The organism is Pseudonocardia nantongensis (assembly GCF_046546495.1).
Lineage (GTDB): Bacteria > Actinomycetota > Actinomycetes > Mycobacteriales > Pseudonocardiaceae > Pseudonocardia > Pseudonocardia nantongensis.
In genome coordinates this window covers 77,478-94,674 of record NZ_JBKGXT010000022.1, presented here as the reverse complement: position 1 = coordinate 94,674, position 17,197 = coordinate 77,478, and the positions used below count along the sequence as shown (strand labels likewise).

Annotated in this window: 18 protein-coding genes; 2 read left to right on the top strand and 16 right to left on the bottom strand. The window is 76.0% G+C overall.

All coding sequences use genetic code 11. From position 1 onward, the window contains the following. Window positions 1–55: 55 nt before the first annotated feature. Entirely contained in the window at window positions 56–976 is a 921-nt protein-coding gene (gene rpsB, locus ACLFMI_RS21870) for a 30S ribosomal protein S2 (RefSeq protein WP_410949796.1), read from the bottom strand. 494 nt (window positions 977–1,470) lie between these two features. Between rpsB and ACLFMI_RS21865 the strand changes: the two genes are divergently transcribed. Then, on the top strand, window positions 1,471–2,184 hold the full coding sequence (locus tag ACLFMI_RS21865; RefSeq protein ID WP_410949795.1) for a M23 family metallopeptidase: 714 nt from the start codon (window positions 1,471–1,473) through the stop codon (window positions 2,182–2,184). 59 nt (window positions 2,185–2,243) lie between these two features. On the opposite strand, the gene fliA is transcribed toward ACLFMI_RS21865, so the two are convergent. From fliA to trmD, 10 genes are all read right to left on the bottom strand, one after another. After that, on the bottom strand, window positions 2,244–3,311 hold the full coding sequence (gene fliA / locus ACLFMI_RS21860) for a FliA/WhiG family RNA polymerase sigma factor (protein ID WP_410949794.1): 1,068 nt from the start codon (window positions 3,309–3,311) through the stop codon (window positions 2,244–2,246). After that, window positions 3,286–4,227, bottom strand: coding sequence for a tyrosine-type recombinase/integrase (locus ACLFMI_RS21855; protein ID WP_410949793.1), 942 nt, complete (start codon window positions 4,225–4,227; stop codon window positions 3,286–3,288). The genes fliA and ACLFMI_RS21855 overlap by 26 nt, the downstream gene beginning before the upstream one ends. Before the next feature lie 31 nt (window positions 4,228–4,258). Next, window positions 4,259–5,428, bottom strand: a complete 1,170-nt coding sequence (dprA, locus tag ACLFMI_RS21850) for a DNA-processing protein DprA (protein WP_410949792.1) — start codon at window positions 5,426–5,428, stop codon at window positions 4,259–4,261. Continuing rightward, window positions 5,425–6,945, bottom strand: a complete 1,521-nt coding sequence (locus ACLFMI_RS21845; protein ID WP_410949791.1) for a YifB family Mg chelatase-like AAA ATPase — start codon at window positions 6,943–6,945, stop codon at window positions 5,425–5,427. The genes dprA and ACLFMI_RS21845 overlap by 4 nt, the downstream gene beginning before the upstream one ends. Next, window positions 6,945–7,307: a YraN family protein gene (locus tag ACLFMI_RS21840; protein ID WP_410949790.1), complete on the bottom strand. Its 363-nt coding sequence runs from the start codon at window positions 7,305–7,307 to the stop codon at window positions 6,945–6,947. The genes ACLFMI_RS21845 and ACLFMI_RS21840 overlap by 1 nt, the downstream gene beginning before the upstream one ends. A gap of 151 nt (window positions 7,308–7,458) precedes the next feature. After that, window positions 7,459–7,782: a DUF2469 domain-containing protein gene (locus tag ACLFMI_RS21835; protein WP_410949789.1), complete on the bottom strand. Its 324-nt coding sequence runs from the start codon at window positions 7,780–7,782 to the stop codon at window positions 7,459–7,461. Continuing rightward, window positions 7,779–8,552, bottom strand: a complete 774-nt coding sequence (locus ACLFMI_RS21830) for a ribonuclease HII (RefSeq protein ID WP_410949788.1) — start codon at window positions 8,550–8,552, stop codon at window positions 7,779–7,781. The genes ACLFMI_RS21835 and ACLFMI_RS21830 overlap by 4 nt, the downstream gene beginning before the upstream one ends. Window positions 8,553–8,647: 95 nt before the next feature. Continuing rightward, window positions 8,648–11,083: a signal peptidase I gene (lepB, locus tag ACLFMI_RS21825; RefSeq protein ID WP_410949787.1), complete on the bottom strand. Its 2,436-nt coding sequence runs from the start codon at window positions 11,081–11,083 to the stop codon at window positions 8,648–8,650. 42 nt (window positions 11,084–11,125) lie between these two features. Next, window positions 11,126–11,485, bottom strand: coding sequence for a 50S ribosomal protein L19 (rplS, locus tag ACLFMI_RS21820; protein ID WP_410949786.1), 360 nt, complete (start codon window positions 11,483–11,485; stop codon window positions 11,126–11,128). A 334-nt stretch (window positions 11,486–11,819) separates the two neighbouring features. After that, window positions 11,820–12,590 (bottom strand): tRNA (guanosine(37)-N1)-methyltransferase TrmD, encoded by a 771-nt coding sequence (gene trmD, locus ACLFMI_RS21815; RefSeq protein WP_410949785.1) that lies wholly within the window; start codon window positions 12,588–12,590, stop codon window positions 11,820–11,822. 50 nt (window positions 12,591–12,640) lie between these two features. Between trmD and ACLFMI_RS21810 the strand changes: the two genes are divergently transcribed. Next, window positions 12,641–13,477, top strand: coding sequence for an MgtC/SapB family protein (locus ACLFMI_RS21810; protein ID WP_410949784.1), 837 nt, complete (start codon window positions 12,641–12,643; stop codon window positions 13,475–13,477). 221 nt (window positions 13,478–13,698) lie between these two features. Here the strand turns inward: ACLFMI_RS21810 and rimM are convergent, their stop codons facing one another. The 5 genes from rimM to ACLFMI_RS21785 form a co-directional block, all read right to left on the bottom strand. Then, the gene (rimM, locus tag ACLFMI_RS21805; RefSeq protein ID WP_410949783.1) at window positions 13,699–14,259 is read right to left on the bottom strand and encodes a ribosome maturation factor RimM; all 561 of its coding nucleotides are present in this window, start codon (window positions 14,257–14,259) and stop codon (window positions 13,699–13,701) included. Between the two features lie 17 nt (window positions 14,260–14,276). Beyond that, window positions 14,277–14,516: an RNA-binding protein gene (locus ACLFMI_RS21800; RefSeq protein WP_410949782.1), complete on the bottom strand. Its 240-nt coding sequence runs from the start codon at window positions 14,514–14,516 to the stop codon at window positions 14,277–14,279. After that, a complete protein-coding gene (gene rpsP / locus ACLFMI_RS21795; RefSeq protein WP_410949781.1) occupies window positions 14,513–15,022 on the bottom strand; it encodes a 30S ribosomal protein S16 in 510 nt (169 codons plus the stop codon). The genes ACLFMI_RS21800 and rpsP overlap by 4 nt, the downstream gene beginning before the upstream one ends. Window positions 15,023–15,310: 288 nt before the next feature. Further along, window positions 15,311–16,087: a CPBP family intramembrane glutamic endopeptidase gene (locus tag ACLFMI_RS21790; RefSeq protein WP_410949780.1), complete on the bottom strand. Its 777-nt coding sequence runs from the start codon at window positions 16,085–16,087 to the stop codon at window positions 15,311–15,313. Next, the gene (locus tag ACLFMI_RS21785; RefSeq protein ID WP_410949779.1) at window positions 16,084–17,196 is read right to left on the bottom strand and encodes an amidohydrolase family protein; all 1,113 of its coding nucleotides are present in this window, start codon (window positions 17,194–17,196) and stop codon (window positions 16,084–16,086) included. The genes ACLFMI_RS21790 and ACLFMI_RS21785 overlap by 4 nt, the downstream gene beginning before the upstream one ends. Window position 17,197: the final 1 nt, after the last annotated feature.

Genomic DNA, 17,197 nt, shown 5'->3' with positions numbered 1-17,197 from the left:
ATGGTAGCCCGGGGAACCGGGGGCGGCGGGGTCCGGCCCCGGCCCCCCGCTGCGATCAGTTCTGCTGGGTGCCGTTCGAGGTGCTGCTCGGAGCGGCGGTGGTCTCGGTGGCGCCGATCTCGGTGGCGGCGGTCTCGGTGGCGCCGGTCTCGGTGGCGGCGGCTCCGTCGCCACCGGCGGCGGGCAGGGCCGCGCCGTCGGTGCCGACCTCGTTACCGGCCAGGACCTCCTGCTCCCACTCGGCGAGCGGCTGCTCGGGAGTGGCCTCGGCACCCTCGCCACGACGCTGGCCGCGGGAGACCAGACCGTCGGCGGCGGCCTTGGCGATGACCTTGGTCAGCAGTGCGGCCGAGCGGATCGCGTCGTCGTTGCCCGGGATCGGGAAGTCGACCTCGTCCGGGTCGCAGTTGGTGTCCAGGATGGAGACGACCGGGATGTTCAGCTTCCGGGCCTCGCCGACGGCGATGTGCTCCTTCTTGGTGTCCACGATCCAGACCGCGGACGGGACCTTGGACATGTCGCGAATACCGCCGAGGGTCTTCTCGAGCTTGTCCTTCTCCCGGGTGAGCGTGAGGATCTCGCGCTTGGTGCGCCCCTCGAACCCGCCGGTCTGCTCCATCGCCTCGAGCTCCTTGAGGCGCTGCAGCCGCTTGTGCACGGTCTGGAAGTTCGTGAGCATGCCGCCCAGCCAGCGCTGGTTCACGTACGGCATGTTGACCCGGCCCGCCTCGTCGGCGATGGCCTCCTGGGCCTGCTTCTTGGTGCCGACGAACATGATCGTCCCGCCGTGCGCGACGGTCTCGCGCACGAACTCGTAGGCGCGGTCGATGTACGACAACGTCTGCTGCAGGTCGATGATGTAGATGCCGTTGCGCTCGGTGAGGATGTAGCGCTTCATCTTCGGGTTCCAGCGCCGGGTCTGGTGCCCGAAGTGCACGCCGCTGTCGAGCAGCTGCTTCATGGTGACGACGGCCATGGCCTACGTTCACCTCTCTCCTCGGGCGCGGCGGGTGCCGCGCGTGCGGTTGTCGCGGGACCACCGGTCGGCGGCCCGCCCTGGCGCCCGCCACGGAGCCGGACCCGGTCACCCGGTGCGCCGTCGGGCGGGAGGCTCGACGACGGCGGGTTCGCGGGACCGCCCGGTTCCGTTCCCGGATCGCCGTACCCTCTCGGGTCGGCGCACCGGGCACGCAGGCGCGCGAAGTCACCACGACGAGTCGTGGTGCATCGGCCAGTGTACGCCGGGGCCCAGGGGCCGATCGCGGCGGAGCCGGTCCGGCCGGGCACCTGTCCCCCGGCCGCCGATCCGTCCACAGGCTGCGGGTTCGCCGGTGCGGCGGGCGGTCGCGGGCCGAGGCTGAACGGGTGCCGACGTCCGTTCCCGGGGCCCTGCCCGACCCGTCCGGTCCCCGCCCGTCACGACGGGTACGAGCCGATGCCCGGCGCGGGGCGGGGCCGCCGGTGTCCGGCGTGCCGCGGCGCCCGGCCGCACGGGCCCGGTTGCGCGCGCTGACGGTGCTCGTCGCGGTGCTGGTCACGGCACTGGCCGCCGCGCCGCCGTGGGTGGCGCGGGCCGGCGGCGGGACGCCGGGGCGCGCGGTCGTCGCCGCACCGGCGGCGCCTCCGGTCGACGCGGACCCGGCGCCGCCGATCCCGGCCGTACCGGGGAGTCCGCCTGCTCCCGGCGCCCCGCCGCCGCAGAACGCCCCGGCGCCGGGCCCACAGCGGCCACCGGGGGCGGGGCTGCGGGCTCCCGGCGCGCACTACGCCTGGCCGCTGGCGCCGGTTCCGGCGGTCGCGCAGGTCTTCCGGAAGCCCACGTTCCGCTACGGCCGCGGTCATCGCGGAGCCGACCTCGCCGGGGCGCCCGGCCAGGCCGTGCTGGCCGCGCGGGAGGGCGTCGTCGTGTTCGCCGGTCCGGTCGCCGGCCGCGGGGTGGTCTCGGTGAACCATCCGGACGGCCTGCGCAGCACCTACGAGCCGGTCATCGCGTCGGTGACGGCGGGAACCACGGTGGCGGCCGGGGATCCGCTGGGCCGGCTCGACGCCGGGCACCCGGGCTGCCCGGGGGCGACCTGCCTGCACTGGGGCATACGCCGGGACCGCCTGGATCATCTCGATCCGCTGGTGCTGCTGCGCCCGCCGCGGATGCGGCTGCTGCCGTGGGACGGCGCGCCGCCCTGACCGGTGGGCCGTCGGGCGGCCGAACGGCCGGAGCACCCGACGCGGCCCCCGTGTCCGGGTCAGCCCGCGAGCGCCTGCTCCATCCGGCCACGGAGCCGGGTGAGCATCCGCGAGTGCAGCTGGCACACCCGGGACTCGGTCACGCCGAGCCGGGCACCGATCTCGGCGAGCGTGTGGTCCTCCAGGTAGTACAGCTGGAGCACCAGCCGGTCCCGCTCACCGAGCTCGCCGATCGCGGCGCGCAGCTCGCCGCGGGTCTCCCGCCCCGCGGCCGCCTGGTACGGGTCGGTGTCGGCGGTGGCGACCGCGATGACCCCGATCGCGCCGTGCTCGGGCAGCTCGTCCGAGCTGACCAGGTGCACCGGCCGGGTCGCCGCACGCAGTTCCCGCAGCCCGATCCCGAGCTCGCCGGCGAGCTCCCGGTCGGTGGCGGGGCGGCCGAGCCGGGTCAGCACGGTCTCGCGGGCCCGCTCGATCTCCCGGCTCCGGGCGCGCACGGCACGCGGCACCCAGTCCTGGGCCCGCAGCTCGTCGAGCATCGCGCCCCGGATCCGCTGGGCGGCATAGGCCTCGAACCGCACCCCGCGCACCGGGTCGAACCGGTCGACGGCCTCCATCAACCCGAACGTTCCGGACTGCAGCAGGTCGGCCAGCTCGATCGAGGACGGCAGCCGCACCGCGAGCTTCGCGCCCACGCCCCGGACCAGGGCGGCGTAGTGCTCGACCAGACGCTGCCGGAGGACGGGTCCGCGCGCCTGCAGGAACCCCCGCCAGAGCGGCCGGGACTCGACCTCGACGGTCTCGATCAGGTGATCGTGCACCGGGTCGGGCGTGTCCGGCGCGGCGGCGGGCGCACCGGGGGCCAGCGCCATCCGCACGACGCCGCCGCCGGAGCCGCCGGAGCCCCCGCCGCCGGGCCGGGACGTGGACCGGTGCCGCGGCGCCGCGACGACGGGACCGGTACCCGTCCCCGGTGCGTGCTCCGGGACGGCGGCCAGGCCGGGCTGCGGGAGCTCCGACGCCCCCCGGGCGTTCCGGTCGAGGGCCGAGGCCAGGGCGGACGGGAACGGTTCGGGCCGGCGCCGCGACGCGGTCGGCGCCTCACGCCCGCGGGTGGGCCTGGTCATGAACCACCTTCAGCCGGTCGACGGTCACGTGTGTGTAGAGCTGAGTCGTCGACAGCGTAGCGTGACCGAGCAACTCCTGTACGTAACGGAGGTCGGCTCCTCCCTCGAGGAGATGGGTGGCGGCGGCGTGCCGGAGCCCGTGCGGGCCGACGTCGGTGGCACCCGGCACCGCCCGCATCGAGCGGTGCACGACGGTGCGCGCGACCCGGGGGTCGAGCCGCCCGCCCCGGACCCCGAGCAGCAGCGCCGGGGGGGACGACGAGCTCGCCAGCCCGGGGCGCCCGCGCTCGATCCAGCGGCGCAACGCCCGCGCGGCGGGGACCCCGAACACCACGGTCCGTTCCCGGTCACCCTTGCCGCGCACTCGCAGCGTACGACCCTGCTCGTCGACCCCGGCCAGATCCAGCCCGCACAGCTCGGCCACCCGGATCCCGGTGCCGTAGAGCAGTTCGAGCACCAGCAGATCCCGCAGCGCCTCCGGCTCGTCCTCGGTGGCCCCGCTGATCGCCGCGTCGAGCACGGCGGCGGTCTCGGCGGCCGCCGGCACCTCGGGGAGCTCGGTGGTGGCGCCTGGGGAACCGAGCCGGGCGGCGGGATCGTGCGTGAGCCGCCCGGCCCGGACGGCCCAGGCGCAGAAGGTCCGCGCCGCCGCCGTCCGCCGGGCGACCGTGGCCCGGCCGGCCCCGGCGGCGTGCGTGGCCGCGAGTCGTCGCCGCAGGTGCTCCAGATCGAGCGAGCCGAGGTCGGGCAGGTCGCGGAGCAGGTCGGTGAGGTCCGACCGGTAGCCGCGCACCGTGTGCTCCGAACGGCCCCGCTCGTGTCGCAGGTGCCCGGCGAACCCCTCCAGCGCCGCCGCGATCTCCGACGCCAGCACCGGCGTGGGGTCGGTCCGGTCGGGGGGCTCCGCGGGCGCCATGACCGGACGGTGCGCCCCGCGGACCCCGCGGTCAAGGACCGTCCCGGCGCGCCGGGCGCTGCCAGAGCCCCTGGTGGTACTCGGCCAGCCCGTGTTCCTCCAGCTCGACGAGCGCGGCCCGGACGGCGTCCGGCGGCAGTCCGGCGGCCTCCCCGATCCGGCCGGCCGACCGGGCCGCGCGGGTGTGCAGGGCGTCGTGCACGGCGCGCGCGGCCGGCCCGAGCGCATCGGTCGGCCGCACCTCGCCCGCCGGCGGGAGGGCGAGGTCGATGCCGATCCGGCCGACCGACTCCAGCACGTCCTCCGGCCGGCCGACCAGCTCGGCGCGGCCCTTGCGGACGAGCTCGTGGCAGCCGACGGACATCGCCGAGGTCACCGGCCCGGGCACGGCCATCACCGGGCGGCCCAGGGCGAGGGCGTCGGACGCGGTTCGGCCGGACCCGCTGCGCGCCCCGGACTCCACGACCAGGCAGCCGGCCCCGAGTGCGGCCAGCAGCCGGTTGCGCACCAGGAACCGCAGCCGCCCCGGGACGGTCCCCGGCGGGTACTCGGTGAGCACCACGCCGGCGGCCGCGATCCGCTCGATCAGCGACGTGTGCGCGGACGGGTAGGCCCGGTCCGGCCCGCAGGCCAGCACCGCCACGGTGGCGCCCTGCACAGCGAGCGCGCCCCGGTGCGCGGCGGCGTCGATGCCGAACGCCGCGCCGGAGAACACGGTCACCCCGCGCCGGGCCAGCGCGCCTGCGAACTCGGCCGCGGTGTGCGTCCCGTAGCCGGTCGCCGCCCGGGAACCGACGATCGTCACCGAACGGTCGGCGAGCTCGGCCGCGTTCCCAGGGCCGCGGGCCCAGAGGGCGACCGGTGGGGCGAGTTCCCGGCTGCCCGCGGTCGTGAGCGCCGTGAACGCCCAGGCCGGCCAGTCCGGGTCCTCGGGAACGAGCAGCCGGGCACCCGCGGCCGCGGCGGCGTCGAGGTCGGCATCGGTCCGGTCGGTGCCCCGCCGGGCGGCCGCGGCGCGTAGCAGGCCGTCGGGCACCGCCCCCCGGCACAGCCGGTCGGCGGTCTCGACCGGGCCGTACCGGGCCACCAGCTGGGCGAGGTCACGGTTCGGCGGCTCGACGGCGCGCTGCAGGTAGGCTCGCGCCCGGCGGATCTCCTCGGCAACACCGGTGCGTCCGGCGGCCGGGTCGGCGGCGCTCATCCCGCGCTCCGGTCACGGAAGTACAGCGCGGCCTCGACGGCGGCCCGGTCCGGACGGCCGGTGCCGGCCAGGTCGGCCAGCGTCCAGGCCACGCGCAACGCCCGGTCGGCCCCGCGGGCGCTCAGCTCTCCGGCCTCCAGGCGCTTCTCCAGCGGTCTCAGCACGTCGGCCGGCAGCGGGAACCGGGCGCGCAGTTCGGTGCCCGGGACCTCGGCGTTGCACCGCCAGCCGTGTCCCGACCACCGCTCGGTCGCCGCGGCACGGGCGGCCAGGACCCGGGCCCGCACCGTCGCGGTGGTCGCGCCCGGCTCGACGTCCTCGACGGACAGGGCCGTGACCGGGTACATCGGCACCCGCAGGTCGACCCGGTCCAGCAGCGGTCCGGACAGCCGGGCCAGGTAGCGGCGCCGGACGTCCGCCCGGCACTGGCAGTCCCGGTCGATCGGAGGCGCGCACGGGCAGGGGTTCGCTGCGAGGACCAGCTGGAACCGGGCCGGGTAGTGGACGGTGCCGTCGGCGCGGGCCAGCCGCACCTCGCCCTCCTCCAGGGGCGTGCGCAAGGCGTCCAGTACGGTCGCCGGCCAGTGCGGGCACTCGTCGAGGAAGAGCACGCCGCGGTGCGCCAGCGAGACCGCGCCCGGGCGGGCGACCCCGCTGCCCCCGCCCAGCAACGCCGCCGCCGAGGCCGAGTGGTGCGGTGCTACGAACGGCGCCAGGGTACTCAGCGGCGCCCCATCCCCGAGCCGGCCGGCGACCGAGCGGATCGCGGCCAGCTGCAGCGCCGCACCCCGGTCGAGCTCGGGCAGCAGGCCGACGATGCGCTGCGCCAGCATGGTCTTCCCGGTGCCCGGTGGGCCGACCATGAGCAGGTGGTGCCCACCGGCGGCGGCGATCTCCAGGGCGTGCCGGGCGTCGGCCTGCCCGATGACGTCGGCCAGCTCGGGCGGCGCGACCGCCGGGCCGGCCGCGACCGCAGCCGCGCCGGCGGCGTGCAGCAAGCCGTTCCCGGCCGCCCAGTCCAGGACCTCGCCGAGGGTGTCCGCGCCGAGCGCCTCCAGCCCGTCGACGAGCGCCGCCTCGGCCAGCACGGCCCGCGGGACCACCGCCCGGGCCATCCCGGCCGCCCGCGCGGCGAGCAGGCACGGCAGCACGCCACGGACCGGGCGCAGCCGCCCGTCCAGGGCCAGCTCCCCGAGCAGCGCGGTCCCGCGCAGCCGCTCCCGGTCGATGGCACCGGCCGCCGCGAGGAGGCCGCAAGCCAGGGCCAGGTCGAAGCGGCTGCCGGTCTTGCGCAGCGTCGCCGGGGACAGCGCCAGCACGATCCGCTCGTTCGGCCAGTTCCGGCCGGAGTGCACCACCGCCGACCGCACCCGGTCCTTCGCCTCCTGCAGGGCGGCGTCCGGCAGCCCGACCAGGTGCACGCCGGGCATGCCGCCGCCGATCGCGACCTCGATCTCCACCGGGATCCCGTCGACCCCGTTCAGGGCGACCGACCAGACCCGCGCCAGGGCGCCCATCAGAACGCCGCCGGGTAGTGGGTGAGGGTGGCCGGGCCGCCGGGTGGCAGGAGCACCGCCACCACGTCGAACCGCACCTCGCACCAGGCGATCTGGTGCGCCGCCATCCAGATCCGGGCCAGCCCGCGGATCCGGCGGATCTTGCGGTCGGTGACGGCCTCGGCGGGCTCGCCGAAGCGCGTCCCGGACCGGGTCTTCACCTCGCACACGATCAGCCGGAGATCCGGATCGGTCGCGACGATGTCGAGCTCGCCGTCCTTGCACCGCCAGTTGCGGTCGAGCACGACCATCCCGTGCGCCCGCCGCAGGTACTCGGCGGCGGTGTCCTCACCGCGCCGGCCGAGTTCGTCCTTCGCTGCCATGGGTCCACGATCGGGCCGGACGGGGGCCGTGCGTGGCCGAATGTCGAGGCTGGGGACGGATCCGCGGTATGTGGACGGACCGGACGCGGGCGGGCCGCGGGCGGCCGCGACCGTCGGTGCGGCGTGCGATCCTGGCGGGTCGGGCCCGGCGTCAGCCGGAGAAGCCTTCGTTCTCCGGGAGCTGCAGGTCCGGGGTGTCGAGCTCCTCGATGTTGACGTCCTTGAACGTCACCACCCGGACGTTCTTCACGAACCGTGTCGGCCGGTACATGTCCCACACCCAGGCATCGGACATCCGGACCTCGAAGTAGACCTCGCCGTCGGCGTTGCGGGGGGCCACGTCGACGGAGTTGGCCAGGTAGAACCGCCGCTCCGTCTCCACCACGTAGGAGAACTGGGCGACGATGTCGCGGTACTCCTTGTAGAGCGTGAGCTCCATCTCGGTCTCGTACTTCTCGAGATCCTCGGCGCTCACCGGCCTGCTCCTCCTGTGACGATCTCCAACACTTCCGTCCACTCCGCGGCGGACTCCTCGTCCGCCTCCTCCGGGACCGCCTCATTGTGGACCAGACCGGACGGCACCTCACGCCCGGCCACCGCCGCGACGTTCGCGAAGGAGTAGCGGTGCTCCGGGCACGGCCCGAGTGCCCGCATCGCGGCCTCGTGGCCGGGGGTGTTGTATCCCTTGTGCACGGCGAAACCGTAGCCCGGCCGGTCGCCGTCCAGCTCGGTCATCAGGCGGTCCCGGGTGACCTTCGCCAGCACCGACGCCGCCGCCACGCACGCCGCGACCTGGTCTCCCTTGGGTACCGCGAGCGCGGGCCGGCCGAAACCCCGGACCGGGAACCCGTCGGTCAGCACGTAGCCGGGCGGTACCGCAGTCAGCGCGGCGACCGCCCGCCGCATGCCCTCGATGTTCGCGACGTGCACGCCCCGACGGTCGATCTCGGCCGGCGGGATCACAATCACGGCCTGATCCAGGGCCCGCTTCGTGACCCGGTCGAACCAGTACTCGCGGGCGGCCGGGGTGAGCAGCTTGGAATCGGTGAGCCCGTCGAGCGCCTTCCCGTCGCCGGGCCGCAGCACGCAGCCCGCGACGACGAGCGGGCCCGCCGACGCACCGCGACCGGCCTCGTCGACGCCGGCGACCGGGCCGAGGCCGTGCCGGTGCAGCACCGTCTGCAGGGTCCAGCTACCGGTGTCGCGGACGACGGCACGCGGCGGCCGGAGGCCGTCGGGCACCACCCGGACCGGTCGGCGGCGGGCACGACGACCGCGCCCGGCGGGTCGCCGGGCAGCGACCTCGGAACTGGAACTGGGAACCGGCACCGTTCTCCCGGTCAGGCTCTCCGGCGCCACCCGTTGTGGGGGCGCGTGGCGGGCAGGAACCGCTCGGACTCGGCGCGGGCGCGCGACGTCAGACGCCGGGTCGCCGCGAGCGGCAGGGTCCCCATCATGCCCAGCGCGAGCGGGAGCCCGTCGGGTGCCCCCGGGATGCCGGCGGCGCTGGCGGTGGTCTGCGGGTCGATCGCGCTGACCCAGCCGAAACGGTCGAACGGCAGCGCGATCAGCCGCACCTTGCCGATGACGTTCTCCTCGGGCACCGGGCCGTGCCCGGCGGCCCGGGAGTCCGCGGAGTTGTTCCGCGAGTCGCCCATCAGCCACAGCTCGCCTTCGGGCACCTTCACCGGCCCGAACGGGATCTGCCGGGCGGGTCCGGCCTCGGGCTCGAAGTAGGTGTAGGGCTCCTCGAGCGGCTGCCCGTCCACCATCACCTGGTTCAGCGCGTCGCAGCAGGCCACGGTCTGGCCGCCGGTGGCGATCACCCGCTTGACGAAGTCCTTCTCGTCCGGCGGCGCGAACCCGATCAGCGACCCGGCCGTCTGCAGGCCGCGCACCAGCGGGTTCCCGCTGGGCTCACCGCTGTACTCCTCGCTCGTCCAGCTGTCCGGGCCCTTGAAGACCACGACGTCGCCGGGCGCGATACTCGAGAAGTTGTAGGTGACCTTGTCGACGAGCACGCGGTCGTTGTTGCAGCCGGTGCAACCGTGCAGGGTCGTCTCCATCGATCCGGACGGGATGACGTAAACCTTCGCCAGAAACGTCTGGATCAGGAACGTCAGCACCAGCGCGACGCCGATCAGCAGCGGGAGTTCCTTCCAGAACGACATCTGCCGCTTCTCGCCGTCGGACCCACCGGACCCGCCGCGCCCGGTCAGCGCGGCGAGCTTGCCCGCGATCCCGACCGGTCCGCTGCGCTTCCCCACGCGCGGGCCGTCCGTGTCCGCAGCCGGCTCGCCGTCCGGATCGGACGGCTCGGCGGTGGCCGGGGCGTCGTCGGTTCCCGGTGCGCCGCCCGGTTCGGCCCGGGCGGGGCGCCGACGCCGCCGGGGGGTCGGGTCGAGAGCGGCCGGGCCGCCGGGCTCGATCGAGGCCGCCTCGGCCGCGTCCTCGGGCGGCGGCGGTGCGGTCCGGCCACGGACGTCGCCGTCGGGGCGGACCGGGGCGGTCGGCGCGCCGGGGGCGGCGGGCGGCGGCGGACCGCCGCCGGGACCGCGGGCCTGCGCACGGTCCGGACGGCGCCGGGTCGGTGCCCCGTCGCGGTGCGCACCGGTCCCCTCGGTGGGCCGGTCCGGGCCGCCGGCGGGACCGGGCCGGGGAGCACCGGTCGGGCCGGGACGGACCGGCGGGCCCTCGGGTGCCGGTGGGTATCCGGCCGGCGAGGAGGGACGACCGCGCGGCTGGCCCGCCTGGCCGGGCGGGCCGGCGGGCCGCGGCGGGGGCCCGGGCGGCGGGCTCGCGGCGGGCGGACCGGAGTAGCCGTCGGGGCCGCGCCGGGCGACCGGCTCGGAGCTGTGCCGGGAGCGCCCGCGGCGCGGGGCGGCTGCGGGGTCGCCGTACGGGCCGGCACCGTTCGGGCCAGCACCGTTCGGGGCGACGCCGTACGAGCCGGCGCCGTTCGCATCGACGCCGTACGGGCCGGCGCCGTTCGGAGCAGCGCCGTTCGGAGCAGCGTCGTTCGGAGCAGCGTCGTTCGAGGTGGGGCCGTGCTCCGGCGGACGGTCGAATCGGGTATCGCCGGTGGGGGCGCCGTTGCGGGGCGGGGCCGCGCGGCGGCCGTGCCGGCCGCGTTCCTCGGGGGCGCCGTGCCGCCCGGTGGCCTCGGCCCCGGCGCGGGAGCCGTCCGGCGGAGGTGCCCCGTACGGCGGCGGGCCCGGGCTGCGGCTGGGGTCGCCGGAACGGCCGCCGGTCACCCCGGGCGGGGCGTCGTCGACGCGTGCACCGCGACCGGGCGGGGGCCAGGAGCGCCCCTCGTCATCCGCGCGGGCCCGGCGCCGGCGGGGCGCGGCGTCCGGTCCCCCGGCGTCGTAGGCGTAGGTGTCGCGCAACCGCTCGGCGTACCGGGCGCGAAGCGAGTCGCCCTCGTCGACCGGGCCGGCACCGTGGCCGTTCGCCCGGCCGGAGGCGCCGTGCTCCTCGGCGCCGCGGCGACCGGCGTAGCCGGGCTCGTACCCGGACCCGTCGAACTCGTCGGCCGCACGCCGGGTGCGGACGCCTGCGGTCGCGGGATCCGCGGCCTCCGGGTCCTCCTCCCCGATGGGCACCCCGTGCCGCAGTGCCGCACCGAGGAGCCAGTCCTGCTCGTCGGCACCCGTGTCGGCGGCCGGCGCCGGGTCCTCGGGGGCCCGCCGCCGGCCCGGACGCTCGGGAGCATCGCTGCCGCGATACCGCCGGGGGCGGGCCCGGCGGTCATCGGGGAGCTCGGGGAAGGCCACGGGTCGAGATTACGTCACCGGCCCGTCACGACGGGGTGACGGTCAGGACGCGGACTTGGTCTCCCGGCGCTCCTTGATCTTCGCGGCCTTGCCGCGCAGCTCACGGAGGTAGTACAGCTTCGCCCGGCGGACGTCGCCACGGGTGGCGACCTCGATCTTGTCGATGTTCGGCGTGTGCACCGGGAAGGTGCGCTCGACGCCGACCCCGAACGAGATCTTGCGGACGGTGAAGGTCTCCCGGGCACCGGAGCCCTGGCGCCGGATGACCACGCCCTGGAAGACCTGGGTCCGGGACCGGCTGCCCTCGATGACCTTCACGTGCACCTTGAGCGTGTCCCCGGGCCGGAAGTTCGGGATGTCGGAGCGCAGGATCTGCGCGTCCAGGGCGTCCAGGGTGTTCATGTCGACGGTCCGTCCTCGTGTGTCGTGCTCGTGTTCGTGCAGGTCGTGCGGTGCCGCCCCGGTCGATCCGGGGACGATTCCCGGGGCCACCCGGGCCGCCCGCACCACTCGGTGGGTGGGACGCTCGTCCGGGTGGCGGGCGCCGGGGCGGTCCGCGCCGTGCCCGGTCTGCTCGACCGGTACACGGGACCGTCACCGGGCACCGCACACGGCGCTGGCAACCCGTCCATAGTGCCAGACGAGCCGATCGCGCCGGACACCCGGTGGTCACGCCCGGCGCATCAGCGCCGGTCGGACGCCCCTCTCGCGCAGCGCGCGCGGCGTCCCGGCACGTTCAGCCCCCCGCCGGTTCGTCCGGGTCGTCGGTGCGCCCGGCGGCCAGGGCCCTGCGGTCGGCGGCGTCGAGCGCGTCCGCGGGCAGGGCGTCGATCAGGTCCGGACGCCGGTCCCGGGTCCGTTCCAGGGCACGATCCCGGCGCCACCGGTCGATCGCGGCGTGGTTGCCGCTGCGCAGGACGTCCGGCACGGCGTGCCCGCGCCACGCCTCCGGACGGGTGTAGGCCGGCCCCTCGAGCAGCCCGTCGGAGAACGAGTCCTCGGCCGCCGAGCGCGGGTTGCCGAGCACCCCGGGCAGCAGCCGGGCGACGGCCTCGACCATCACCAGCACCGCGACCTCGCCACCGACCAGGACGTAGTCGCCGATCGAGATCTCGTCCACCTCGACGCCGCGGCTCCGCGCGTCCAGCAGCACCCGCTCGTCGATCCCCTCGTACCGGCCACAGGCGAACACCAGCCGGTCCTCCTCCGCCCACGCGCGAGCGGTGGCCTGGCTGAAGGGCCGGCCCGCCGGCGTCGGGACGACAAGCCGGGCGGGCGGGCCGTCCAGGACCGTGTCCAGGGCGTCGCCCCAGACCTGCGGGCGCATCACCATCCCCGGGCCACCGCCGTACGGCGCGTCGTCGACGGCCTGGTGCACGTCGTGCGTCCAGCTCCGCAGGTCGTGCACCGCCACCTCGAGCAGCCCGCGCTCGATCGCCCGACCCAGCAGTGCCTCGCGCAACGGTTCGAGGTAGGCCGGGAAGATGGTGACGACGTCGATCCGCACGGCGCGGATCGTCGCAGGCCACGGACCGCGGTCCGGGAGGGAGGTCGGCGATGCCCGAAGCGTGGTCGGCACCGTCGTGGTCGGCGGCGGACCAGTGGACGCTGCTCCCGCCGGTGCTGCTGGCCCTGGTCCTGACGGTCGCGATCGGCCTGGAGCGTGAGGCCGGGGCGAAGAACGCCGGGCTGCGGACGCACGTCCTGGTCGGTGTCGGCTCCGCCGTGTTCATGGTCATCTCGAAGTACGGCTTCGCCGACCTGCTGGGCACCGACCACGTGGCCCTCGACCCGTCCCGGATCGCGGCGCAGATCGTGTCCGGGATCGGGTTCATCGGCGCCGGGCTGATCTTCGTCCGGCAGGACGTGGTTCGCGGGCTGACCACCGCGGCCACGATCTGGCTGGCCGCGGCGGTGGGGACCGCGTGCGGGGCCGGGCTCCCGCTGCTCGCGGTCCTGGCCACGCTCACACACTTCCTGGTGACCCGCGGGCTGCGGCCGGTGTCCCGGACCGTCCGGCGACGGCGTCGGCGCCCGCCGGTGCTGCGGATCCGCTACACCGACGGCCTCGGCGTCCTGCGCGGCGTGCTGGAGCGCTGCACCGCGGCCGGGTTCTCGGTGGCCGGCGTGGCCGTGCACCGGGAGCGGACCGACCACGACGGGTCCCGGGTCGCCGCGCTCACGCTGCGCCTGGACGGCCGCGGTGACTTGCCCCGACTGGCCGCCACCCTCGCCGAGACCCCGGGCGTCCGGTCCGCGGTGACCGGCCGGGACCGCGACGACGAGGACGACGAGGGCCCGGAACCCGAGGCGCCGGGCGAGGGCTCCGACGCCGACGACCTGCACCCGCTCGACCTCGGGACCGGCAGCCGGGGCGAGGTCCGGCGCCGCTGACCGGCAGAAGATCGGCGGATGTGGCCCGACCACCACCGCCCGCGGGCGGCCCGGGGCCGGTCGAGCGCGCCGGGGCCGAAGTTCTCCTCCGTCCGCCGCCGGACCTCGTCGAGATCGATGCCGAGGCCGGCCAGCGCGGCGGCCGTGGCGTCGTGCCCGGCCGGGGCGAGCCCGGCTTCGACCCGCCCCACGGTGATCCCGGCGTCGCTCCGGTGAGGAGCTCAGTCCTCGGGGTCGAGCAGCCCGTCCGGCGGATCGAGCACGATCCGGCCACCGGCCAGGTCGACGGTCGGTACGAGCGCGCCGACGAACGGGACGAGCGCCTCGTGCCCGGCCGGGCGGCGCAGCACCAGCAGGGCCCCGCCGGGCCCGTGCACGACGTCGGTGACGGTGCCCGCCTCGGACCCGTCGGTCAGCTCGGCCCGCAGGCCGGTCAGCTGGTGGGTGTGGAACTCCTCCGGGTCGTCCGGGGCGTCCAGCCCGGCGGTCGGCACGGTCAGCCGGACCCCGCGCAGCTGCTCGGCGGCGTCCCGGTCGGCGACGCCGTCGAAGGAGACCAGCCAGCGCCCGGAGTGAGCGCGGGCACCGGCGACGGTCAGCGCGCCGGGATCGGCCGCGCGGCCGGTCCCCCGGCCGCGCAGCACCGCCCCGGGGGCGAACCGCTCCTGCGGGGAGTCGGTCCGCGCCTCGACGACGACCTCGCCGCGCAGACCGTGCACGCGCACGACGACGCCGACCAGGACCTCGTCCCGGCCGGCGTCGTCGTGGTCCGCGTTCGGCACGCGGGGGGTGCTGCTCGTCACCGGTCGGTGTCGACCACGTCGACCCGCACGCCGCGCCCGCCCACGCCACCGATCACGTTGCGCAGGGCGGTGGCGGTGCGGCCGCCACGGCCGATCACCTTGCCCAGGTCGTCCGGGTGCACGCGAACCTCGAGGATCCGGCCGCGCCGCCCGGTGACCAGCTCCACGCGCACGTCGTCCGGGTGGTCGACGATGCCGCGCACGAGGTGCTCGAGCGCGTCCGCCAACACGGTCACGACTCGGTCGACTCGGCGGCCGGCTTGTCGGCGTCCTTGGTGGCCTCGGCGACGTCGTCTTCCTTGGTCGCGGCGGCGGCCGGGGCGGCGTCCGCGGTCTTGCCGACGCGCTCCGGCGAGCCACCCTTCTTCTTCGGGGTGGTGGCCGCGGTCGACGGCTCCTCGTTGGCCTCGGCCAGCGCCTGCTGGAACCGGGCCAGCTTGTCGACCTTCTCCGGCTGCGGCTTCAGGGTGCCCTCGGCACCGGGCAGGCCGTGGAACTTCTGCCAGTCACCGGTGACCTTGAGCAGGCTCTGCACCGTCTCGGTCGGCTGCGCGCCGACACCCAGCCAGTACTGCGCCCGCTCCGAGTCGATCTCGATGAGGCTCGGCTCGTTCTTCGGGTGGTACTTGCCGATGGTCTCGATGTCCCGGCCGTTCCGTCGCGTACGGGCGTCCGCGACGACGACGCGGTAGTACGGCTGACGGATCTTGCCCAGACGCATCAGCTTGATCTTGACGGCCACGCTGTGGTGCTCCTCGCGAATGTCGTGTCGTGCGCTGCGATGAGTCAGCTCGGCTCGCGTGGGGTACGGGCTCGCTCACTCGGAAGGTCGGTCGGCCGTGGCTGGATAGAGGGCCGGCCACGGGCCCGACCGGTCATTCTGCCAGATGTCTCCCGGTGTCAAGCCTCGGCCCTCGACCGCCGGGCCTCAGCGCCCAGCTTCGGCCCTCGACCGCCGGGCCTCAGCGCCCAGCTTCGGCCCTCGACCGCCGGGCCTCAGCGCCCAGCCTCGGCCCTCGACCGCCGGGCCTCAGACCGCCGGGACGACCCCGACCAGCATCAGCGCCAGGGCCAGGCCTGGCAGGAAGTTGTTGACCGCGTGCGCCACGATCCCGGCCGTGATCCGGCCGGTCAGCAGGCGCGCGACACTCAGCGGCAGGGCCACCACGAACAGCAGCGGGGCCCGGACGAACTCCAGGTGGGCGAGCGCGAACACCGCGGTGGTGAGCACGAACACGACCCAGCGGTTCGCGATCCACTTCGCGACGGCGTTCCACAGCAGCCCTCGGTAGACGATCTCCTCGCAGACCGGTGCGACCACCACCACGCCGAACATCACCAGCAGCGCGACCGGCCAGGACGCGCTGATCCCGGCGAACGACTCGCCCACGGCGGTCCCGACGTCCGGACCGACCAGGTAGAGGTAGACGATCGCGGCGGGGACGGTCACGAGCAGCCCGCAGAGCCCGACCAGCAGCCCGACCCCGATGTCCTCCCAGCGGAACTGCAGACCCAGGTCGAGCCGCGGGCCGTTGCCGCGCCACCGGGTCCAGCCGAGGCTGGTCAGCGCGGCCAGCACGGTCGGGACCGTGATCGCCAGCAGCACCTCGAGCGCCGAGTCGATGTCGATGCTCAGCCCGACCACCGCCGACGAGCCGAGGAACACGATCTCCACGACCAGGAACGCCCAGAGCCCCCAGCGGTGCCGGGGCGGGGACGGCGAGCGGTCGATCCCGAACGGCCCGGACGGCTGCTGCGGCCCGGCCGGAGCCGGCGGGTACGGGCCGGCGGGGCTCCCAGCGGTCATGGGCCCACTGATACCCGACGCCCGCGGATCAGGACCACCGACGGCGCGCGCAGCATCCCGAGATCGGCCCGCGGGTCCCGGTCGTAGACCACGAGATCGGCGGGCACCCCGGCGGACGGGCCGGGCCGGCCCAGCCAGGACCGGGCCGCCCAGCTGGCCGCGCCCAGCGGGTCCGGGTGCCCGGCGCGGGCCAGCTCGGCGATCTCGTCGGCGATCCGGCCGTGCCGGATCCCGCCGCCGGCGTCGGTGCCCGCGTACACCGGGACGCCGGCCTCGATCGCCCGGCCGACGACCTCCCAGGCGCGCGAGTGCAGGTCTCGCATGTGGCCCGCGTAGCGCGGGTACTTCGTCGCGCTGTCGGCGATCGACGGGAACGTCTCGACGTTGATCAGGGTCGGGACCAGCGCGGTGCCCCGGCGGGCCATCTCGGCGATCAGGTCGTCGGTGAGGCCCGGGCCGTGCTCGATGCAGTCGATCCCGGCACCGATCAGGCCGGGCAGCGCGTCGGTCCCGAAGACGTGCGCGGTGACCCGGGCGCCCGCGTCGTGGGCCGCCTCGATCGCCTCGGCGAGCACCTCGCCCGGCCAGAGCGGGGCGAGGTCCGCGCCGCCGCCCAGCCCGCGGTCGATCCAGTCGCCGACCAGCTTGACCCACCCGTCACCGCGGGCGGCCTGGGCCCGGACCTCGTCGACCAGCAGCCGCGGGTCGTCCAGCTCGGCGGCCACGCCGGGGATGTAACGCTTGGGCCGGGCCACGTGCCGGCCCGCCCGGATGATCTCCGGGAGGTCCTCGCGGGCCTGCAGCGGGCTGGTGTCCACCGGCGAGCCGCAGTCCCGGATCAGCAGGGTGCCGGCGTCCCGGTCGGTGCGCGCCTGCTCGGCGCACTCCTCCAGGTCGGTCACCGGCCCGGAGGGACCGAGGCCGACGTGGCAGTGCGCGTCGACCAGCCCGGGGACGATCCAGCCCTCCCGGACGAGATCCTCCGCACCCGGCAGCGGCTCGTCGCTCATCCGCCCGGCGCCGTCGACGTACAGGTCCGCGGACTCCGCACCGGTGGGCCCCAGCAACGTCCCGCGCAGCCGCCACCCCGCGGCCGGAAGATCGGACATG